Source organism: Pseudomonas sp. VEM90 (genome assembly GCF_054611535.1).
This window is the reverse complement of sequence record NZ_JBTRAR010000024.1, coordinates 68,212-86,148: the sequence shown is the minus strand read 5'-3', so window position 1 is coordinate 86,148 and position 17,937 is coordinate 68,212. Positions and strand designations below refer to the sequence as shown.

Annotated in this window: 16 protein-coding genes; 11 read left to right on the top strand and 5 right to left on the bottom strand. The window is 63.2% G+C overall.

Annotation, left to right across the window (positions count from 1 at the left end; all coding sequences use genetic code 11):
• Positions 1 to 10 precede the first annotated feature (10 nt).
• Positions 11 to 1,357, bottom strand: a complete 1,347-nt coding sequence (gene pvdM, locus ACYCCG_RS21125) for a pyoverdine-tailoring dipeptidase-like protein PvdM (protein ID WP_459671644.1) — start codon at positions 1,355 to 1,357, stop codon at positions 11 to 13.
• Positions 1,358 to 1,577: 220 nt separating this feature from the next.
• On the opposite strand from pvdM, the gene pvdP reads away from it, so the two are divergent.
• Positions 1,578 to 3,206 carry a pyoverdine maturation tyrosinase PvdP gene (gene pvdP / locus ACYCCG_RS21120; RefSeq protein ID WP_459671643.1) on the top strand — a complete coding sequence of 543 codons (1,629 nt, stop codon included), beginning with the start codon at positions 1,578 to 1,580 and terminating at the stop codon, positions 3,204 to 3,206.
• A gap of 473 nt (positions 3,207 to 3,679) precedes the next feature.
• Here pvdP and ACYCCG_RS21115 read toward each other — a convergent pair whose 3' ends face one another.
• Genes ACYCCG_RS21115 through ACYCCG_RS21105 form a run of 3 tightly spaced genes read right to left on the bottom strand, consistent with a single transcriptional unit; the run spans position 3,680 to position 8,230 of the window.
• Positions 3,680 to 5,083 carry an efflux transporter outer membrane subunit gene (locus ACYCCG_RS21115; RefSeq protein ID WP_459671641.1) on the bottom strand — a complete coding sequence of 468 codons (1,404 nt, stop codon included), beginning with the start codon at positions 5,081 to 5,083 and terminating at the stop codon, positions 3,680 to 3,682.
• Between the two features lie 3 nt (positions 5,084 to 5,086).
• Entirely contained in the window at positions 5,087 to 7,051 is a 1,965-nt protein-coding gene (locus ACYCCG_RS21110) for a MacB family efflux pump subunit (protein WP_459671638.1), read from the bottom strand.
• Positions 7,052 to 8,230 carry an efflux RND transporter periplasmic adaptor subunit gene (locus tag ACYCCG_RS21105; RefSeq protein ID WP_176682162.1) on the bottom strand — a complete coding sequence of 393 codons (1,179 nt, stop codon included), beginning with the start codon at positions 8,228 to 8,230 and terminating at the stop codon, positions 7,052 to 7,054. It lies immediately after the preceding gene.
• Between the two features lie 213 nt (positions 8,231 to 8,443).
• On the opposite strand from ACYCCG_RS21105, the gene ACYCCG_RS21100 reads away from it, so the two are divergent.
• The 5 genes from ACYCCG_RS21100 (at position 8,444) to ACYCCG_RS21080 (ending at position 11,761) form a co-directional block, all read left to right on the top strand.
• Complete coding sequence (locus ACYCCG_RS21100) at positions 8,444 to 8,920, top strand: sigma-70 family RNA polymerase sigma factor (RefSeq protein ID WP_459671637.1); 477 nt, start codon at positions 8,444 to 8,446, stop codon at positions 8,918 to 8,920.
• A gap of 168 nt (positions 8,921 to 9,088) precedes the next feature.
• The gene (locus ACYCCG_RS21095; RefSeq protein WP_392546360.1) at positions 9,089 to 9,568 is read left to right on the top strand and encodes a histidine kinase; all 480 of its coding nucleotides are present in this window, start codon (positions 9,089 to 9,091) and stop codon (positions 9,566 to 9,568) included.
• Positions 9,569 to 9,640: 72 nt separating this feature from the next.
• Positions 9,641 to 10,966: an MFS transporter gene (locus ACYCCG_RS21090; RefSeq protein WP_209967217.1), complete on the top strand. Its 1,326-nt coding sequence runs from the start codon at positions 9,641 to 9,643 to the stop codon at positions 10,964 to 10,966.
• Positions 10,967 to 11,060: 94 nt separating this feature from the next.
• Positions 11,061 to 11,357 (top strand): type II toxin-antitoxin system MqsR family toxin, encoded by a 297-nt coding sequence (locus ACYCCG_RS21085; RefSeq protein WP_209967216.1) that lies wholly within the window; start codon positions 11,061 to 11,063, stop codon positions 11,355 to 11,357.
• Positions 11,358 to 11,359: 2 nt separating this feature from the next.
• Complete coding sequence (locus ACYCCG_RS21080) at positions 11,360 to 11,761, top strand: type II TA system antitoxin MqsA family protein (RefSeq protein ID WP_003254235.1); 402 nt, start codon at positions 11,360 to 11,362, stop codon at positions 11,759 to 11,761.
• A gap of 75 nt (positions 11,762 to 11,836) precedes the next feature.
• Here the strand turns inward: ACYCCG_RS21080 and ACYCCG_RS21075 are convergent, their stop codons facing one another.
• On the bottom strand, positions 11,837 to 13,519 hold the full coding sequence (locus tag ACYCCG_RS21075; RefSeq protein WP_176682165.1) for an electron transfer flavoprotein-ubiquinone oxidoreductase: 1,683 nt from the start codon (positions 13,517 to 13,519) through the stop codon (positions 11,837 to 11,839).
• A 535-nt stretch (positions 13,520 to 14,054) separates the two neighbouring features.
• Here ACYCCG_RS21075 and ACYCCG_RS21070 point away from each other — a divergent pair.
• The 5 genes from ACYCCG_RS21070 (at position 14,055) to ACYCCG_RS21050 (ending at position 17,803) form a co-directional block, all read left to right on the top strand.
• Positions 14,055 to 14,804 (top strand): electron transfer flavoprotein subunit beta/FixA family protein, encoded by a 750-nt coding sequence (locus ACYCCG_RS21070; protein WP_003254232.1) that lies wholly within the window; start codon positions 14,055 to 14,057, stop codon positions 14,802 to 14,804.
• A complete protein-coding gene (locus ACYCCG_RS21065; protein ID WP_021784840.1) occupies positions 14,805 to 15,734 on the top strand; it encodes an electron transfer flavoprotein subunit alpha/FixB family protein in 930 nt (309 codons plus the stop codon).
• 75 nt (positions 15,735 to 15,809) lie between these two features.
• Positions 15,810 to 16,631, top strand: coding sequence for a substrate-binding periplasmic protein (locus ACYCCG_RS21060; protein WP_459671632.1), 822 nt, complete (start codon positions 15,810 to 15,812; stop codon positions 16,629 to 16,631).
• A 9-nt stretch (positions 16,632 to 16,640) separates the two neighbouring features.
• On the top strand, positions 16,641 to 16,994 hold the full coding sequence (locus ACYCCG_RS21055; RefSeq protein WP_176682167.1) for a DUF4398 domain-containing protein: 354 nt from the start codon (positions 16,641 to 16,643) through the stop codon (positions 16,992 to 16,994).
• Complete coding sequence (locus ACYCCG_RS21050) at positions 16,991 to 17,803, top strand: OmpA family protein (protein ID WP_176682168.1); 813 nt, start codon at positions 16,991 to 16,993, stop codon at positions 17,801 to 17,803. Before ACYCCG_RS21055 ends, ACYCCG_RS21050 begins: the two co-directional genes overlap by 4 nt.
• The last annotated feature ends 134 nt before the right edge of the window (positions 17,804 to 17,937 follow it).

Here is a 17,937-nt window from a genome sequence, read left to right as displayed (position 1 = left end):
CGGGCCTTGCTCAGCGATTGGCGACGGGGTGGGCGGATTTTTGTACCTGTTCCCAGACGCGTAGGAAGTTGCCCGCCCAGAGTTTCGCGATGTCCGTTTCGCTGTAGCCTCGGGTCAGCAGCTCGGCGGTGACGTTGCGGATTTCGCCGACGTTGCTCCAACCGTCCAGGCCGCCGCCGTCGTTGAAGTCCGAGCTGATGCCGACATGGTCGATGCCGACTTTCTTCACCGTGTAGTCGATGGCGTCGACGTACTGCGCGAGGGTGGCCTTGGGTTCTTCTTCCAGAGTGCTGTACAGCGCGCTTGCATATTCGCCGAAACGCGCTTCGGGCCAGATGGCGATCACTGCATCGCCCGGCATCAGGGCGTTGGCCAGGCCCTGCAGGGGTTGCAGGTCGAAGCGCGCGCGCAGGGCGTCGAGTTTTTCCATCACCGGCTTGCTCAGGGGCTTGAGGTACTGGCCGAAGCCGACCACCTGGATGACACCGTCGCTGTCCTTGATCAACTGCATCTCCTTATCGGAGAGGTTGCGAGGGATGTCTACCAACGCCCGGGGTGCGGAGTGCGAGGCGACCATTGGCGCGCGGGTAAGGCGGGCGACATCTTCAAGCGCCAGGGTGGACATCTGCGATACGTCGATGATCACGCCCAGATCGTTGAGTCGCTTGACCGCCTGCTCACCCAGCGGCGACAGGCCGCCGAGGGCATCGGCGGTGTCGTTGAAGAACGGCAGCGGGCGCGAGGAGTCGGCCCATTCGTTGTTGCCTGTGTAGCTGAAACCGAACATGCGCATGCCACGCGCAGCCCACAAGTCCAGCTGCGACAGGTCGTGGCCCAGCGGGTAGGCGTTGAGCATGCTGATGAAAATGGCGAACTTGCCTTCACCATTGAGCCGTCGGAAATCGTCGGGGGTGTAGGCGATGCCGACTTGGTTGGGGAAATCACGGACCATCCCGCTGATGATCTTGTAGCGGGCTTCCTGTTCCTGCCGGGCGGCATCGACGAAGCCGGGGGTAGGGCGGTGCGGGGCGTTTGGACCGTTCCAGATTTCCGGCCAGCCAAAGATCGTCAGCGCCGCACCGGACAGGCGGCCACGGTTGGCCTTGACCAGGTCGAATTGGCCCGGGCCATCCTTATCGACTTCGTGGCCCGCGCTGCCCAAATCGAGGGGCACGGTGACGTGGCTGTCGAACGACAGCATGTGCTCGTGCAGTTCGTTGGCTTGTTGCACGATTTTCAGCGGGTAGCCGGCGTGCTGCTGTTGCCAGAAGAAATAGCCGGCGGCACTGCCCAGGGCGGCCACCAGGGCCAGGGGTAGGCCGATGTACAGGGCCTTGCGGGAACGGGTCTTGGTCATTGCCATCTCGTTGCACGATTGATCGGGGCGGCCTGCCGACACAAAACGTGCTGCTCGGGCAGGGCTTGGGTATCAGGTGAACGAGCGACGGCCGAGCAAATTTATCGCCAGCTTCGCAGCTGGCCGAACCACGTCTAGCGCTAAATTTCTCCGAGGGCGCAACGTTCTAGCCTTGGACGGGCCGTGCTCCATGGCCGCAATGAATGCTCAGGTAGTTGCAATGACGATTTCTCGACGCGGGTTCATCGCCGGTGTGGCATTGGCAGGCGTGGCGGTGCCCGGAGCGATGTATGCGCAGCACGTGCAGCGCCAGCGGTTCGACGAGCAGTTTCCAGAAACCCCAGGTGAGGCAGTGGTGGAACTGGCCGACGCGGCGCTGCAGCAATTGGGCGACACCTTGCGCGGCATCTGGCGTTTTACCCTGCAAGGGGAAGATGCCGGGCTGCCCGGCCTACCCGAGGGTGAGTTGGAAATGCTTCTCGACGTCGCCCCCAGTGGACGCGGCCTGCGTGGTTACCTGGACACGCCTGAGCGCCTGCGTGGCTCCGAGGAACCACGTTACCGAGTGATCGGTGACCTGCTGGTGGATACCGACAGGGCCTTGCGTTGGCGGCTGTTTCCTACTTGGCCGGGGGAAGACCATGCGGACTATCAATGCACGGTGGTGCTCGACGAAGTCTGGGGTGGGTTCGGTAATGCCGGGCAGGCCACCCTGAACGGGCGCATCGCTGCGCTGGGTCGTTCGTTGACCCTGCCCGTGCAGGACAACAAATTTCTTGCGCTCAAGCGCAGTTTCCCCGAGGCGCGCGAGCGCACGCCATTGTCGTCGGCCTTGCTGGCCTGGCTGATTGCGCCGGAACACCGGCTGTTCCATCAGTTGTGGCATGCATCGCGTGACAAGTGGCACAACCTCGACAAGGACAAGCAGGCGGCACTGCGCGGCCTGGGTTGGCAACCTGGGCCACGCGACCAGGAGCGTGACGCCCGTGGGCGGCACAAGGATCGCAACGGCTCGGGCGAGGACTTCTTCTTCATGCACCGGCACATGCTGCGTGCCGCCCGGGCCATCCAGGATCTGCCGTCGTGGGCACGTTTCCCACTGCCGCAGCCAGAACTCGAACGCGACCGTGTCGGCTTCGCCCGCTATTTCGATAACCATGACGGTACGGCCTTGCCACCCACGTGGCTGGCTTCGGACGATGCCGCATATACCCAGTGGGTGCGCGATATCAAGACGCCGGATACCTTCCACGGTAACTTCCAGGTCTGGGAGTCGAGGTACACCGACCCGCATTACCTGAGCACCCTCACCCTCGGGCAGTTCGGTTCGGAGATGGAGTTGGGTCTTCACGATTGGTTGCACATGCGCTGGGCCTCGGTGCCGCGCGACCCGTCCAGCGGCTTGCCAGTGCCGTTCGCACGCCAGCCGGAGGACTTTGCCGCGCGCTGGTTCGAGGCGGAAAATGATTTTCTCGGAGACCCGTTCTCGTCCCATGTACACCCGGTGTTCTGGCACTTCCATGGTTGGATCGATGATCGTATCGAAGACTGGTTCCGCGCCCATGAGCGTGTGCATCCCGGCCAGGTGCGGCGCGCTGAGGTCAACGGTGTACCGTGGTTCGCGCCGGGGCGCTGGGTAGAGGTATCCGACCCATGGCTGGGGCCGGATACCCATGGCTGTTCGACTGTGCCGGGGCTGCGGCCGGGGCGCAGTGTGGAGATGGACCCAGAGACCATGAAGCTGGCGCTGCGCATCATCTTCGCTGATGACGATCTGTTTGCCAGCTTGCGGCCGAAGGTGCCGCAGCGGCCCTGGTATGCGCGCAACCTGAAACTGGCGCGGCGCTGACACCGCGCGGGTTTAGCCTAATGCCAGTGTTAGGTAACCTTGGGCCGCTCGCGGCCCATCGCAGCGGTTCGTCGCAGGCGTTTCGCCTACCCTCCTGTAGGAGCGGCTTTAGCCGCGAACACCGGCGCAGCCGGTGCCATACACCGCGTCACATTCTTCGCGGGCACGCCCGCTCCCACAGGGTAAAGCGGCGCTCGCTGAGGCTTTGTTCTCTGCGCGACAGCGCAGCCCGGAAGGGCTGGGTGAACTCCTACGCGTATTGCGCCCCACATCGTTGCTGTGGGAGCGGGCGTGTCGAGGCGTCGAACCGCCGCGAACACCGGCGCAGCCGGTGCCATACACCGCGTCACATTCTTCGCGGGCACGCCCGCTCACACAGGGTAAAGCGGCGCTTGCTGAGGCTTTGTTCTCTGCGCGACAGCGCAGTCCAAAATCTCGAATACATCCTGTTCCATAAAGCTATCTGACAGGCATCAACGCTCGACCTGCCAGCCCCCCCCCAATGCCTTGTACAACGCTACGCTGCCCTGCAGCCGAGCCAGGTGCAGTTGCGCCTGTTGGTCTTGGGCGGCATACAGCGTGCGCTGGGTCTCCAGCACGCTCAGCAAGGTCTCGGCGCCAGCGGCATAGCGCTGCTGGGCCAAGTCGAAAGCGATGCGTGCCTGTTCCACCTCCTGGTCCTGCCACTGCTGCTGGCGGTCCACGCCATGGATCGCATTGAGCGCTTTTTCCACGTCTGCGAAGCCTGCCAGGATTGCGGCGCGATAATCGTGCAGTAGCTCTTCCTGTTCGGCGCCGGCCAGCTCGCGTTCGGCACGCAGGCGGCCGTTGTTGAAGATGGGCGCGGCAATGCCGGCAGTGAGGGTATAAAAGGGGCTGTCGAGGATATCGGCGAAGGTTCGTGCACCGCTGCCCAGGTCCGCTCCCAGGGTCAGCTTGGGCAGCATGGCGGCCCTGGCCACTTGTACGTTGGCGTTGGCGGCGGCCAGGCGGGCTTCGGCGGCGGCAATGTCGGGGCGCCGGCCGAGCAGGTCGCTGGGCACGCCGCTGCCGATCGCCGGCCAGCGCAGGGCGCCGATGGATTCGTTGGTGTCCGGCAATGCCTGCACCGGATCACCGAGCAAGGTGGCGAGGGTTACCCGGTTGTCCTGCCATTGCTGCTCCAGCAGGGGCACTTGGCGCTCTTGGGCCGCCACCAGGCTGCGCTGCTGCGCCAGCTCCAGGCGCGTGGCCGAGCCAGAACGCTGGCGTGCCTCGACCAGGCCCAGTACGTCCCGGGCATTTTCGAGGTTGAGACGAGCGATACGCAGCTGTTCCTCCAGAGCCAGGCCCTGCAGGTAGCTATCGGCGACGGCGCTGGTCAGGGTCAGCTCCACCGTCTGGCGATCGAAGCGGCTGGCGTCCAGGCCATGCAGGGCGCTGTCGCGGGCGGCGCGGATGCCGCCCCAGAAATCGACCTCGTAGCTGGCGCTCAAGCGCGTGCCGAATGAGGTGCTGGTGCGCTCGCTGCTGCTGGCGTCGAGTTGGTCGTTGCCGTCACCGCGCAACAGGCGCTGGCGGCTGCCGTCCAGGCCGAACGTCAGTTCCGGCAGCAGCGGAGCGCCGGCGATCACGGCTTGGGCTTGGGCCTGGCGCACCCGTGCCGCGGCGGCGGCCAGGTCGTGGCTGTTGTGCCGGGCGCGTTCGATCAGGCGGTCCAGCTCGCGGCTGGCGAAGGCTTGCCACCAATGGGCATCCGGCAGGGCCTGGCTGGGAGCGTCGGCACGGGATTGCCAGGTTGGCGGCGCGGCAATGCCGGCCTCGGGGGCAGGCGGTGTGCTGCAGGCGGCCAGGGCCAGGCTGAGGGTCAACAGGCTGATGCGGCTTGGCAATGTCATGGGCTATACGCTGGTAAGGGCTTTGACCGGATCGAGGCGAGCAGCCTTGCGGGCCGGCATGAAACCGAACACTACGCCGGTGATGACGGCGCAGGTGAAGGCGCCGAGAATGGCGGGTAGGGCGAATGCCACGGCGATGCCGGCGAGCATCAGGCCGCCACCGATGCACAGTGCCAGTACGATACCCGTCACCCCGCCGACCATCGACAGCATCACCGCCTCGCTGAGGAACTGGCGCAGGATATCGCGCTGGCGGGCGCCGGTGGCCATGCGGATGCCAATCTCGCGAGTACGTTCGCGCACGGTCATGAGCATGATGTTCATCACGCCGATACCGCCGACCAGCAGGGAAATGGCGGCGATGGCACCGAGCATCAGCGACAGGCTGTTCTGCGTGCGCGCCTCGGCCTGGATCAGCGCGGCGTCGTTGGTCAGTTCGAAGTCTTGCTTGCCTTGGTGGCGCTGGCGCATCAGGTGGGCGATTGCCCGTTCGGTTTCGCTCACCCGGCTCGAATCGGCTGCGGCGATGATCACGTATTCTGGATCGTGCTTGCCGAACAGGCGCACGCACGCGGCGGAGTAGGGCACCACGATGCGCTCGTCGCTGTCCTGGTCGCCGGAGCTGGCACCCTTGCCAGCGAGCAGGCCGACCACCTGGAAGGGCACATTGCCGATCAGCAGGTACTGGCCCAGCGGATCGCTGCCAGGCTCCATGAGCTTGTCCCGGACCTTCTGGCCGATCACCGCGACGGCAGCGCCAGTCTGTTCGTCGGCTTCGGTGAAGAAGCTGCCTGCGACGACTGGCCAGTTGAGAATCTCGGAGAACTGGGTGTTGTTGCCGCCGACATAGAACTGCTGGTTGTTGTTGCCGTGGCGCACGGTCAACTGGTCGCCGATCACCGGCATGATGCGCTGGACCTGGGGTAACTGGGAGATGGCGGCGACATCGTCCAGCGTGACGATGCCGGCCGGTTCGCGCAGCGTGGCGTGGCGGCCACTGAGGTAGAGGATGTTCGAGCCGAACGCCGCCATCTGCGCCATGACCTGGCGTTTGCTGCCTTCGCCGACAGCCAGCATCACCACCACCGAGGCCACGCCGATGACGATGCCGAGCAGGGTCAGGGCGGTGCGGAAGCGGTTGACCCACATGACCCGCCATGCCGCTTGCAGGGCTTCGAGCAATTCGCCCTTCCAGGCCCCGCGCAAGGTGGCGCCGCGGTCCAGTCGCTGGCGCAGGTCGTCGGCCTGCAGGCCTGGATGCGTTGCGTCGGGGGGCTGGTCGGCCGCCGAGTCGCTGATCATCAGGCCGTCGCGGATCTCGATCACCCGTCGCGCCCGGGCCGCTACTTCACGGTCGTGGGTGATGAGGATGATCACATGGCCCTGGCTGGCCAGTTCGTCGAGCAGGGCCATGACTTCGGCGCCGCTGTGGCTGTCCAGGGCGCCGGTGGGTTCGTCGGCGAGGATGATGTGGCCGCCGTTCATCAGGGCTCGGGCGATCGACACCCGCTGTTGCTGGCCGCCAGACAACTGGTGCGGCCGGTTGCACGTGCGGCTGGCCAGGCCGAGGCGTTCGAGCAGGGCTGCGGCGCGGGCATGGCGCTCGGCGGCCGGGGTGCCGGCATAGATGGCTGGCATTTCGACGTTTTCCTGGGCCGAGCCGGAGGGGATCAGGTGGTAGCCCTGGAATACGAAACCAAAGGCTTCGCGCCGCAGCCAAGCCAGTTCGTCGCTGTCCAGTTCGGCAACGTCCTTGCCAGCGAAGCGAAAACTACCGCTGGTGGGGTGATCGAGGCAGCCAAGGATGTTCATCAGGGTCGACTTGCCCGAGCCGGAGGCGCCGACGATGGCGACGAACTCGCCAGGGTGGATGCTCAGGCTGATGCCGCGCAGCACTTCCACCTTCGGCGAATCGATGCCGCCGTAGTGCTTGCGGATGTCAGTGAGTTCAATCAGGGGCGCTGTCATTCAACCTCCGCTGGCGGCTGGGGCGCCGATGACCAGTTGCTCGCCTTCGGCGAGGCCATCGAGTATCTGCACACGCAGGCGGTCGCTCAGGCCGGTGCGCACCTTGCGCTGTTCGATCTTGCCGTCACGGGTGAACACCTGGGCCAGGCGCAGGCCTTCGTCTTCGGCATCATCCAGGGCTGCCAGCGGCGCGGTGAGCACTTGGCTGGCCTGGCCGGCGACGAAGAATACCTGGGTGGTCATTTCGGCCATCAGGGCCCCATCCGGGTTTTCCACATCGAGCAGCACGGTGTATTGCACCACTTGGGCGCCAGTTGTGCCGGCGGTGGCGCTGGCGGGGCTGCCACCGCCCTGACTGGTCTGATCCAGCGGCCTGGGCGGGATCGGAAGGATTTGGCGCACGGTGCTGGTCCAGCGGCGCTTGCCGCCGGCCAGGGTGGTGAAGTAGGCGGTCATGCCGGGTCTGACCTTGCCGATGTCGGCTTCGGACACCTGTGCCCAGACGGTCATCGGCGAGAGTTTGGCGATGCGCAAGATCAGCGGTGTTTGCTGCTGGGCGTTGAGCGTTTGACCTTCGCGGGCATCCACCGCCACCACAGTGCCGTCCATGGGCGCATAGATGCGGGTGTAGCCCAGCTCTGCCTGGTCGCTGCGCAGGCTGGCCTGGGCCTGGAGGATCTGCGCCTGGTACATGTCGATGCGGGCCTGGGTCACCTTGAGCTGGGCATCGGCGATTTGCAGGTCTTCCTCGCGGGTGGCACCGGCAGCGGCCAGGTCGCGCTGGCGCTTGAGTTGTTGCTGGGCCAGGCGGTACTGGGCACGCTGCTCGGCCATCTGGGCCTTGAGGTTTTCGATCGAGTATCGGCCGGCATCAAGCCTGGCCTGCTGGGTGGAAGGGTCGATTTCCACCAGCAACTGGCCTTGGCGGACCTGGTCGCCCGCTTCAACATGCAGGCGACGGATCTGCCCGGAGGCCTGGGCGCCGACGTCCACATAGCGGCGTGGTTGCAGCGTGCCGAGGGCGGTGACGCTGCTTTCTATATCGGCGCGGGTCACGGCCACGGTGTTGACCGGATGATTGTCCAAGGGCAGGGTCTTCCAGGCCAGCAGGCTGCCCAGGCCAAGCAGGCCCAGGCCACCGAAGAGGATGCGGCGGCGAGTATTGGGTAAGCGTCTCATGCGGACTTCCAGCCATGGATGTTGGCCATACGCAGCCAATCGAGGCGCGCAGGGAGGTCCCAGTTAGACGAAGACGAGTGGGCGGGATTTACCCGCACTGGAGGGGGAGGCTGTGTGTTGCTGAGAATAATTATAATTTGTAAGATTGCAAGCTGATATCACACACTCCCGCGCCTCTGCCGCCGTCCAGGCAGGGTGGCGCCAGGTACCGTCGTGGAACATTATTATCGTGAACTGGTGAGCTTCCTTTCCGCACGTCTTGGCAGTCGCCAAGCGGCGGAAGACGTTGCCCACGATGCATACCTGCGGGTACTGGAGCGCACCGACACCGAGCGCATCGAGCACCCGCGTGCCTTCCTCTACCGCACCGCGCTAAATCTGGTGGTCGACCGCCACCGCCGCCACAGGGTGCGCCAGGTCGAGCCGCTGGAAGTGCTGGATAACGACGAGCGCTGGCATACCCCGGCGCCGGCCCACGACATGCAGCAGGACCAGCGCCTGGCGTTGATGCAGTGTGCCCTGGAGGAGCTGAGCAAGGTCTGCCGCGAGTGCTTCTTGCTGCGCAAGCTCGACGGCCTGTCGCACCAGCAGATCGCCGAGCACCTGGGCATTTCCCGCAGCCTGGTGGAAAAGCACATCGTCAATGCCATGAAGCATTGCCGGGTACGCATGCGCGAGTGGGAGTCCTGATTGCCGAGCTAAAGGCAAATGCAAATTCCGTCGGTCAATCACTTGATTTATGCGGCTTTCCCGACTTCTATCAAAGAAGACCACTGCCAGGCATGGCCCTGGCAATAGCCGTTACCGGCGCAGTATGGTCATGGAGCGCACCCATTACCCAACTGCCCAGGTCCCACCATGGCAAACAAGACCCTGCGCATCCTCATCGCCGACGCACACCCGTGCCAGCGCCTGCAGCTGGAGCGGTTGCTCAATGGCCTGGGCTATTACCGGATAGCCCCCGTGGATAGCTTTGAGGAGCTGCAGCGCCTGGTGCAATGTGCCTTGCAACCCTTTCACCTGCTGCTGGGCAATATCGAGCTGGCCAGCCATTGTGGCGTAGATCTGGAGCGCTTCTGCCGTGTCAGCACGCAAATCCAGCATGCCCTGCTTTACCATTCCAGCCAGTTGAAAGTGCCAGCAGTGCCGCAGACCGAGCGCCAGGCGGTCAGCCTGAGCCTGCCACAGGTGCCCGATAACGAGGCGCTGGAGACGTTCATGGCAATCATCGACGCACCGATGCTGGTCGGCAAGCTACCGCTGCCGGGCACCCTGTCGGCCAGTACAGCGCGGCCACGGCCGCGAGCCAACTTCGCGCATACGGTGTTCAACCGCTAGCGGTGCTGCCGGCGGGGCAATTGGGCAGCTATTTGTTATGCTCTTGCCCTTTGCCGATTTGCGGACCCTGCCATGACTGCCATCGATACCGCTCGCCCGCCCCGGTTCAGCCGCGGCGACCATCGGACCCTGGGCCTGGCGGCGCTGGGCGGCGCGCTGGAAATCTACGACTTCATCATTTTCGTGTTCTTCGCGCTGACCCTCAGCCAGCTGTTCTTCCCGCCGGAGATGCCCGAATGGCTGCGCCTGCTGCAAAGCTTCGGGATCTTCGTCACCGGCTATCTGGCGCGGCCGCTGGGCGGCATCCTGATGGCGCACTTCGCCGACCATCTGGGGCGCAAGCGGGTATTCAGCCTGAGCATCCTGATGATGGCCCTGCCGTGTCTGCTGATCGGGGTGATGCCGACCTATGCCGACATCGGCTATGCCGCCCCGCTGATCCTGTTGGCCTTGCGCATCCTCCAGGGTGCTGCCGTAGGCGGTGAAGTGCCAAGCGCCTGGACGTTCGTTGCCGAGCACGCGCCAAACGGGCGGCGCGGCTATGCCCTGGGCTTTCTGCAGGCCGGGCTGACCTTCGGCTACCTGCTGGGGGCGCTGACCGCAACCTTGCTGGCGCAACTGTTCACTCCGCAGGAAATCCTCGATTACGCCTGGCGCTATCCGTTCCTGTTGGGTGGGGTGTTCGGTGTGATTGGTGTGTGGCTGCGCCGCTGGCTCAGTGAAACACCGGTGTTCCTCGCCCTGCGCGCGCGTCAGGAGCAACCTGTGACGTTTCCGCTGCGGCGAGTGCTGGGCGAGCACCGCCGGGCGTTGATCCCTGCCGCGTTGCTGACCTGTGTGCTGACCTCGGCGGTGGTGGTGCTGGTGGTGATCACCCCGACGGTGATGCAGCAGCGTTTCGGCATGAGTGCCGGCCAAACCTTCGCCCTGAGCAGCGTGGGCATCGTCTTCCTCAACATTGGCTGCGTGCTGGCCGGGCTGCTGGTCGACCGTGTGGGTGCCTGGCGCGCGCTGATGTTGTATAGCCTGTTGCTGCCGCTGGGTATCGGCGCGTTGTACGCCAGCCTGGTGGGGCAGTGGGGCATGACCTGGCTGGCCTATGCGCTGGCGGGGTTGAGCTGCGGCGTGGTGGGGGTGGTGCCCTCGGTGATGGTGGGGCTGTTCCCGGCGCAGATCCGCGTATCGGGCATTTCCTTCACCTACAACGTGGCCTACGCATTGTGGGCCAGTACCACGCCGCTGGCACTGATTGCGCTGATGCCGTGGAGCCCGTGGGTGTGTGTCGGGTTTTGTCTGATCATGGGCGCGGTGGGGCTGCTGACAGCCTTGTATTTCGGGCGCCGTGAGCCATTGGTGTTTGCGGCTGAGCCGATGCCGGTCATGTGCGGCGACAAATGAGCCGGTAACGGCTGCGGGGCATTGGGGCAGACTTCCAGGTGGGGGCTATTGGAATAACCTATTAGCCAAATTTAACCTGGAAGGTTAATTTCTCATGGAAAAGAGAATGCCTCATTGCCCGCTGGAGCGGGTAAAAGCCCTGGCTGCGGCAAGGCGAATCCGTCCTACGGGTGCTGCATTGAAAGGCGCCAAGGCGCTGGGAATGGATTTTCCGGGCATGCTTGAGGCGATCACCAGCTTGAAGCGCACTGATTTCTACAAGAGCATGACCAGCCATATTGACCACCGGGTTTGGCAGGATGTGTATCGCCCGCTTACAGCAATTGGGTACGTTTATTTGAAATTGTCCGTGGTAGACGACGTGCTCATCGTGCCTTTCAAGGAGTTGTAACCATGAGATGTCCAATATGCGGCGGCTCGGAGCTTGCACCTGACATTCAGGGCATGCCCTATAGCTACAAAGGCGAGATGACAGTGATCCCGGAGGTAAGTGGCGATTACTGCTCCGCATGTGGTGAATGCGTACTGAGTCATGATGAAGCCATGCGCGTCAGTCACTTGATGACGGCATTCGAGCGCCAGGTCAACGCAAATGTTGTGGATCCTTCCTTTATTGCCTCCATACGCAGAAAGTTCGACCTCGACCAGCGTGAAGCGGGGGAAATCTTCGGTGGTGGGGTCAATGCGTTCTCCCGTTATGAAAACGGCAAGACCACCCCGCCAGTGGCGTTGGTGAAACTGCTCAAGCTGCTGGATCGCCATCCAGAACTCTTTGAGGAAGTGCGTACTGCCTGATAATGGCAGCCAACAAAAAGCCCCCGGCTCATGAGAACCGGGGGCTTTTTGTTGCCGCAAGGGCAGGGGCCTTACTTACATGTTCGGGTAGTTCGGCCCGCCAGCGCCTTCAGGGGTGACCCAAGTGATGTTCTGGGCCGGGTCCTTGATGTCGCAGGTCTTGCAGTGCACGCAGTTCTGCGCGTTGATCTGGAAACGCTTGTTGCCGTCTTCCTGGGTGACCACTTCGTACACGCCTGCCGGGCAGTAGCGCTGGGCAGGCTCGTCGTACAGCGGCAGGTTGCTGGCGATCGGTACGCTCGGATCGGTCAGCTTCAGGTGGCAGGGTTGTTCCTCTTCGTGGTTGGTACTGGAGAGGAATACCGAGCTGAGCTTGTCGAAGCTGAGCTTGCCGTCCGGTTTCGGGTAGTCGATCTTTTTCGAGTCGGCGGCCAGCTTGAGGCAGGCATAGTCCGGCTTGGTGTCGCGCAGGGTGAACGGCAGCTTGCCACCGAACCAGTTCTGGTCGACATAGTTGAACGCCGCGCCCAGCAGCGGGCCGAACTTGTGCATGGCCGGGCCGAAGTTGCGGCTGGCGAACAGTTCTTCGTGCAGCCAGCTGGCCTTGAAGGCGCTGACATAGCTGTTCAACTGATCGCCGCCTTCGCTACCGGCGATCAAAGCGTCGGCCACTGCTTCGGCGGCGAGCATGCCGGACTTCATCGCGGTATGGCTGCCCTTGATCTTGGCCACGTTCATGGTGCCCAGGTCGCAACCGATCAGCGCGCCACCATTGAAGACCATTTTCGGCAGCGAGTTGATGCCGCCCTTGGCCAAGGCGCGGGCGCCGTAGCTGATGCGCTTGCCGCCTTCGAGGTACTGGCTGATCACCGGGTGGTGCTTGAGGCGCTGGAATTCGTCGAACGGCGACAGGTAGGGGTTGGCATAGGACAGGTCAACGATCAGGCCGACCACCACCTGGTTGTTTTCCAGGTGATAAAGGAACGAGCCACCGGTGTTTTCCTTGGCCACCACGTCCAGCGGCCAGCCGGCGGTGTGCACCACCAGGCCCTGTTCGTGCTTGGCCGGGTCGATTTCCCAGATTTCCTTCAGGCCGATGCCGTAGTGCTGGACGTCGGACTCGCTGTCGAGGTTGAAGCGCTTGATCAGCTGTTTGCCGATATGGCCACGGCAGCCTTCGGCGAACAGGGTGTACTTGGCACGCAGTTCCATGCCTGGGGTGTACAGGCCATCCTTGGGGTTGCCTTCACGGTCGACACCGAGGTCGCCGGTGACGATGCCGCGGACCACACCGTTGTCGTCGAACAGCGCTTCCTGGGCGGCGAAGCCTGGGTAGATCTCCACGCCGAGGTTCTCGGCCTGCTGGGCCAGCCAGCGGCACAGGTTGCCCAGCGAGATGATGTAGTTGCCATGGTTGTGCATGGTCTTGGGCACGAACAGGTCAGGCACCTTGGTCGCGCTGCCGGCGTCCTTGAGCACGTAGATGTCATCGCGCTTCACTTCGGTGTTCAGCGGTGCGCCGAGCGCTTTCCAGTCGGGGAACAGCTCGTTCAGGGCGCGGGGTTCGAACACCGCGCCAGAGAGGATGTGGGCGCCGACTTCAGAGCCTTTCTCCACCACGCAGACGCTGATTTCGCTACCGGCTTCGGCGGCCTTCTGCTTCAGGCGGCAGGCGGCGGACAGGCCCGCCGGGCCGGCGCCGACGATGACCACGTCGAATTCCATGTATTCGCGTTCCACTGGTTCTCTCCTACTCATCAAGGCTCGTGCTGTTGCTTTGTCTTATGGGTGCGGGGCATTCGCGGCGGTTCTACGCAACGGCGGAACTGTAGCTGGGCAAATGACGGACTACACCGTTTTGTCTTGGCCGCGCATTATATCTACACCACTTGGCGGGTCCAATACAAACGTTTGTTTGAATTTGCCGTAGGCCAGTAAAATCACAGGAACGCGGCTGGAGGGTGACCGATTTGCCGTATTGACCGGAATGGGTGTTACGGTCAAGATACGAGCGGTTTTACGTTCGCCGTAGGCTTGCAGCCGGGCGCAGGTACACCTCTAAAGACCAGGTGTGGAGCAGGGTTTTGCGGGCTTGGGCCGGTTTGTAGTGGAGTTTACACGCCACGACAGGAAATGACCCGTGAGGATTTGTCGCAAGAGTCCGAACGAGACTGTTTGGTCACTGTGAAGTTGCTGCCACCCGATACGTTTTTAGAGGTGCCCTTGTACCCACGCGCATCGCCGGGCATGGCCCCAGGCGACTATCTATTCACCGGAGAGTAACGAGGAATCCATGAAGGTTCTTGTAGCTGTCAAACGAGTGGTCGACTACAACGTCAAGGTTCGCGTCAAAGCGGACAACTCCGGCGTCGACCTTGCTAACGTCAAGATGTCCATGAACCCCTTCTGCGAAATCGCCGTGGAAGAAGCCGTACGCCTCAAGGAAAAAGGCGTTGCGACCGAGATCGTCGTCGTTTCCGTCGGCCCGACCACTGCCCAGGAGCAACTGCGTACTGCCCTGGCCCTGGGTGCCGACCGTGCCATCCTGGTAGAAGCCGCTGACGAACTGAACTCCCTGGCCGTGGCCAAGGCGCTGAAGGCCGTTGTCGACAAGGAGCAGCCGCAGCTGGTCATCCTCGGCAAGCAGGCTATCGACAGTGACAACAACCAGACCGGCCAGATGCTGGCCGCGCTGACTGGCTTCGCCCAGGGCACTTTCGCGTCCAAGGTCGAAGTCGCTGGCGACAAGCTGAATGTCACCCGTGAAATCGATGGCGGCCTGCAGACCGTTGCACTGAACCTGCCAGCGATCGTCACCACCGACCTGCGCCTGAACGAGCCACGCTACGCGTCGCTGCCGAACATCATGAAGGCCAAGAAGAAGCCGCTGGAGACTGTTACTCCAGACGCACTGGGCGTTTCCCTCGCCTCCACCAACAAGACCGTGAAGGTTGAAGCCCCGGCTGCCCGCAGTGCTGGCATCAAGGTCAAATCGGTGGCCGAACTGGTCGAGAAGCTGAAGAACGAAGCGAAGGTAATCTAAATGACTATCCTGGTTGTCGCTGAATACGAGAACGGTGCCGTAGCCCCGGCCACCCTGAACACTGTCGCCGCAGCCGCCAAGATCGGTGGTGATGTGCACGTGCTGGTCGCCGGCCAGAACGTCGGTGGCGTTGCCGAATCTGCTGCCAAGATCGCTGGCGTGGCCAAGGTGCTGGTTGCCGACAACGCGGCCTATGCCCACGTGCTGCCGGAAAACGTCGCGCCGCTGATCGTCGAGCTGGCCAAGGGATACAGCCATGTGCTGGCCCCGGCTACCACCAATGGCAAGAACATCCTGCCGCGCGTTGCCGCGCTGCTGGACGTGGACCAGATCTCCGAGATCATCTCGGTCGAGTCCGCCGACACCTTCAAGCGCCCGATCTACGCGGGTAACGCCATTGCCACCGTGCAATCGAGCGCGGCCATCAAGGTGATCACCGTACGTACCACCGGCTTCGACGCCGTGGCCGCCGAAGGTGGTTCGGCTGCTGTCGAAGCTGTTGGCGCTGCGCACAACGCCGGTATTTCGGCTTTCGTTGGCGAAGAGCTGGCCAAGTCCGACCGCCCAGAGCTGACCGCTGCCAAGATCGTCGTTTCCGGCGGCCGTGGCATGGGCAACGGTGACAACTTCAAACACCTGTACAGCCTGGCCGACAAGCTCGGTGCCGCTGTCGGTGCTTCGCGCGCCGCAGTCGACGCAGGCTTTGTGCCGAACGATATGCAGGTCGGCCAGACCGGCAAGATCGTTGCGCCACAGCTGTACATCGCCGTCGGTATCTCTGGCGCGATCCAGCACCTGGCCGGCATGAAAGACTCCAAAGTGATCGTGGCGATCAACAAGGACGAAGAAGCGCCGATCTTCCAGGTGGCCGACTACGGCCTGGTCGCTGACCTGTTCGAAGCGGTTCCAGAGCTGGAAAAGCTGGTCTGATCCGCCTGCTTCACTTATAAAGAACCCGGCCCTCATTTTGAGGGTCGGGTTTTTTTATGGGTTGAGGAGTAAGGCATGACGTTGCGCGGAACGGGCAGGGTGCTGGCATGCGTGGCGCTGTTGCTGCCGCCACTGGCGATGGCAGCAGGCAAGTGCGAACGCCTGGTGGCGACTGGCAGTCCTGATGCGCCGCCCTATTCCTGGCAAGATCCGAAAGACCCCAGGCACCTGATAGGCGCCAACGTTGACCTGTTGCGCCAGGTGGCTGGCGAACTGGGTGTGAAGGTCGAGGTGCTGAGTGCTGGTCGCCGTGATCAGGCGCTGGAAGAGGTACGCAGTGGGCGCATGGACCTGCTGCTCGACACCCCTATGCAGGTGGAGCAACTGACCGCGCTGGACTACATCCATCCGCCGTTGCAGCTCAATGAGTACCTGGTGTGGACCCGCCATGATGCAGTGGTGATCTTTGATGGCCCGGCCGATCTGGCCAGGTACCAGGGCAGTCTGTCCGACCGTGCGCGCCTGACCCCGGCCTTTACGGCGTTCGCCAAGGCCCAACTCAAGCTGGTGCCGGCGCAGAACCTGACCCAGGCGTTCCAGAAGCTGGTACTCGGCCAGGTGGACTATGTGCTGGCTGGCCGTTACTCCGGTATGGCCATGGCCCAGAGCCTGGGCATGAGCAATGACCTGATAGCCCGCGGCTTGCCGATGGACAGGCCGGGCCTGTACCTGGCGCTGTCGCACAACTCGGCGTGCAATGACAGCTGGTTGCGTGGGCAATTGGCAAAAAAACTGACAGAATTGCCGATCTCTGGTGCATCCGAAGCTGTACTGCAACGTAATCTCGAGCGCTGGAAAGCGCAGTTGCAGGTGCCGGCGGACGCCCCCAAACACTAGGAAGATTGCGTGAGAACCCAACCACTAATCCTTGCCCTGGCCGTGCTCGGCCTGGCTGGCTGCGCCAATGATCCGGCCCCTGACGAGCAGATGCGCATTTCCGAACAGGCACTGGACCAGGCCAAGGCCGTCGGCGCCACTGAGCAGGTCGAAACGCTGAAACTGGCTGAAGACAAGCTGGCCCGCGCCAAGGCCAACATGCTTACCCAAGACTACCGCGATGCGCGCATGCGCGCCGAGCAAGCCGAGCTGGATGCACGGCTGGCCGAGGCCCAGGTGCTGAACCAGAAGAGCGAAGAGCAGTTGCAGGTACTGCAGTCGCGGATCAAGCGCTTGCGCAAGCAGTTGGAGGTGCAGCCATGATCCGGCGTACGCCTTTGGCTGCACTGGTATTGTTGGCGCTGACGGCAGGCTTGCAAGGTTGCGCCAGCCAGCGCAGCAGTGCCGCGCTGGATGAGGCCGCTGTCGCCTTCCAGGGGGTCAAGGATGATTCCGATGTGCTGCGCAGCGCGCCGCGCGACGTGATTCGCGCGGGTGAATCGCTGGCCCGCGCCGAGCGCTTGTCCAGCTACATCGGCACCGGTTCTGATGTGCGGCATTATGCGTACCTCAGTCAGCGCTACAGCGAGATTGCCAGCGAGCATGCCAAGCTGGCGCTGAACCAGGAACGCCAGGCCAAGCTTGACCTGGAGCGTCAGCGCCTGCAACTGGCTTTGCGTGAGGCCAAGCTGGCCAGCGTGCAGCAGCAGGGCCAGTGGGTCGAATCGCAGATTGCCGCATTGGCTTCGGAACAGGCCGACCGTGGCTTGGTGATGACGTTGGGCGATGTGCTGTTCGATACCGGCAGTGCCGACCTGAAGAACTCGGCCAGCCGGACTGTGCTCAAGCTGGTGCAGTTCCTGCAGCTCAACCCGCGCCGGGTAGTGCGCATCGAGGGCTATACCGACAGCACTGGCGCGGGCGAGGACAACCTTAAGCTGTCGCGCGATCGGGCGCAGTCCGTGGCCGACATGCTTGTAGACCTGGGTATCGACGAAAAGCGCCTGCAGGTTGAAGGTTATGGCGATCAGTACCCGATTGAGGCCAATGCCTCGGAGCGGGGCAGGGCGCAGAACCGACGGGTTGAGATCGTATTCTCCGATGACAAGGGTCGGCTCGCGCCAGCGCGCTGAGTCTTTCGGAAAAGGGGCCGCTTTGCGGCCCGTTTTATGTCGGTTTAATCGTTTCGATAGCTGCCACGCTGTTGTATTGTCGACTATGTTGCAATCTGTCCCAGTACACTTTGCAACTGTTACGGTATCCTTTA

Excerpts from the sequence above, each read along its gene's own strand:
- ACYCCG_RS21115 (WP_459671641.1), bottom strand. The coding sequence starts at position 5,083 with ATGACATTGCCAAGCCGCATCAGCCTGTTGACCCTCAGCCTGGCCCTG.
- ACYCCG_RS21070 (WP_003254232.1), top strand. The coding sequence starts at position 14,055 with ATGAAGGTTCTTGTAGCTGTCAAACGAGTGGTCGACTACAACGTCAAG.
- ACYCCG_RS21085 (WP_209967216.1), top strand. The coding sequence starts at position 11,061 with ATGGAAAAGAGAATGCCTCATTGCCCGCTGGAGCGGGTAAAAGCCCTG.
- ACYCCG_RS21110 (WP_459671638.1), bottom strand. The coding sequence starts at position 7,051 with ATGACAGCGCCCCTGATTGAACTCACTGACATCCGCAAGCACTACGGC.
- ACYCCG_RS21080 (WP_003254235.1), top strand. The coding sequence starts at position 11,360 with ATGAGATGTCCAATATGCGGCGGCTCGGAGCTTGCACCTGACATTCAG.
- ACYCCG_RS21105 (WP_176682162.1), bottom strand. The coding sequence starts at position 8,230 with ATGAGACGCTTACCCAATACTCGCCGCCGCATCCTCTTCGGTGGCCTG.
- ACYCCG_RS21060 (WP_459671632.1), top strand. The coding sequence starts at position 15,810 with ATGACGTTGCGCGGAACGGGCAGGGTGCTGGCATGCGTGGCGCTGTTG.
- pvdP (WP_459671643.1), top strand. The coding sequence starts at position 1,578 with ATGACGATTTCTCGACGCGGGTTCATCGCCGGTGTGGCATTGGCAGGC.
- ACYCCG_RS21090 (WP_209967217.1), top strand. The coding sequence starts at position 9,641 with ATGACTGCCATCGATACCGCTCGCCCGCCCCGGTTCAGCCGCGGCGAC.
- ACYCCG_RS21050 (WP_176682168.1), top strand. The coding sequence starts at position 16,991 with ATGATCCGGCGTACGCCTTTGGCTGCACTGGTATTGTTGGCGCTGACG.
- ACYCCG_RS21095 (WP_392546360.1), top strand. The coding sequence starts at position 9,089 with ATGGCAAACAAGACCCTGCGCATCCTCATCGCCGACGCACACCCGTGC.
- ACYCCG_RS21065 (WP_021784840.1), top strand. The coding sequence starts at position 14,805 with ATGACTATCCTGGTTGTCGCTGAATACGAGAACGGTGCCGTAGCCCCG.
- pvdM (WP_459671644.1), bottom strand. The coding sequence starts at position 1,357 with ATGACCAAGACCCGTTCCCGCAAGGCCCTGTACATCGGCCTACCCCTG.
- ACYCCG_RS21075 (WP_176682165.1), bottom strand. The coding sequence starts at position 13,519 with ATGAGTAGGAGAGAACCAGTGGAACGCGAATACATGGAATTCGACGTG.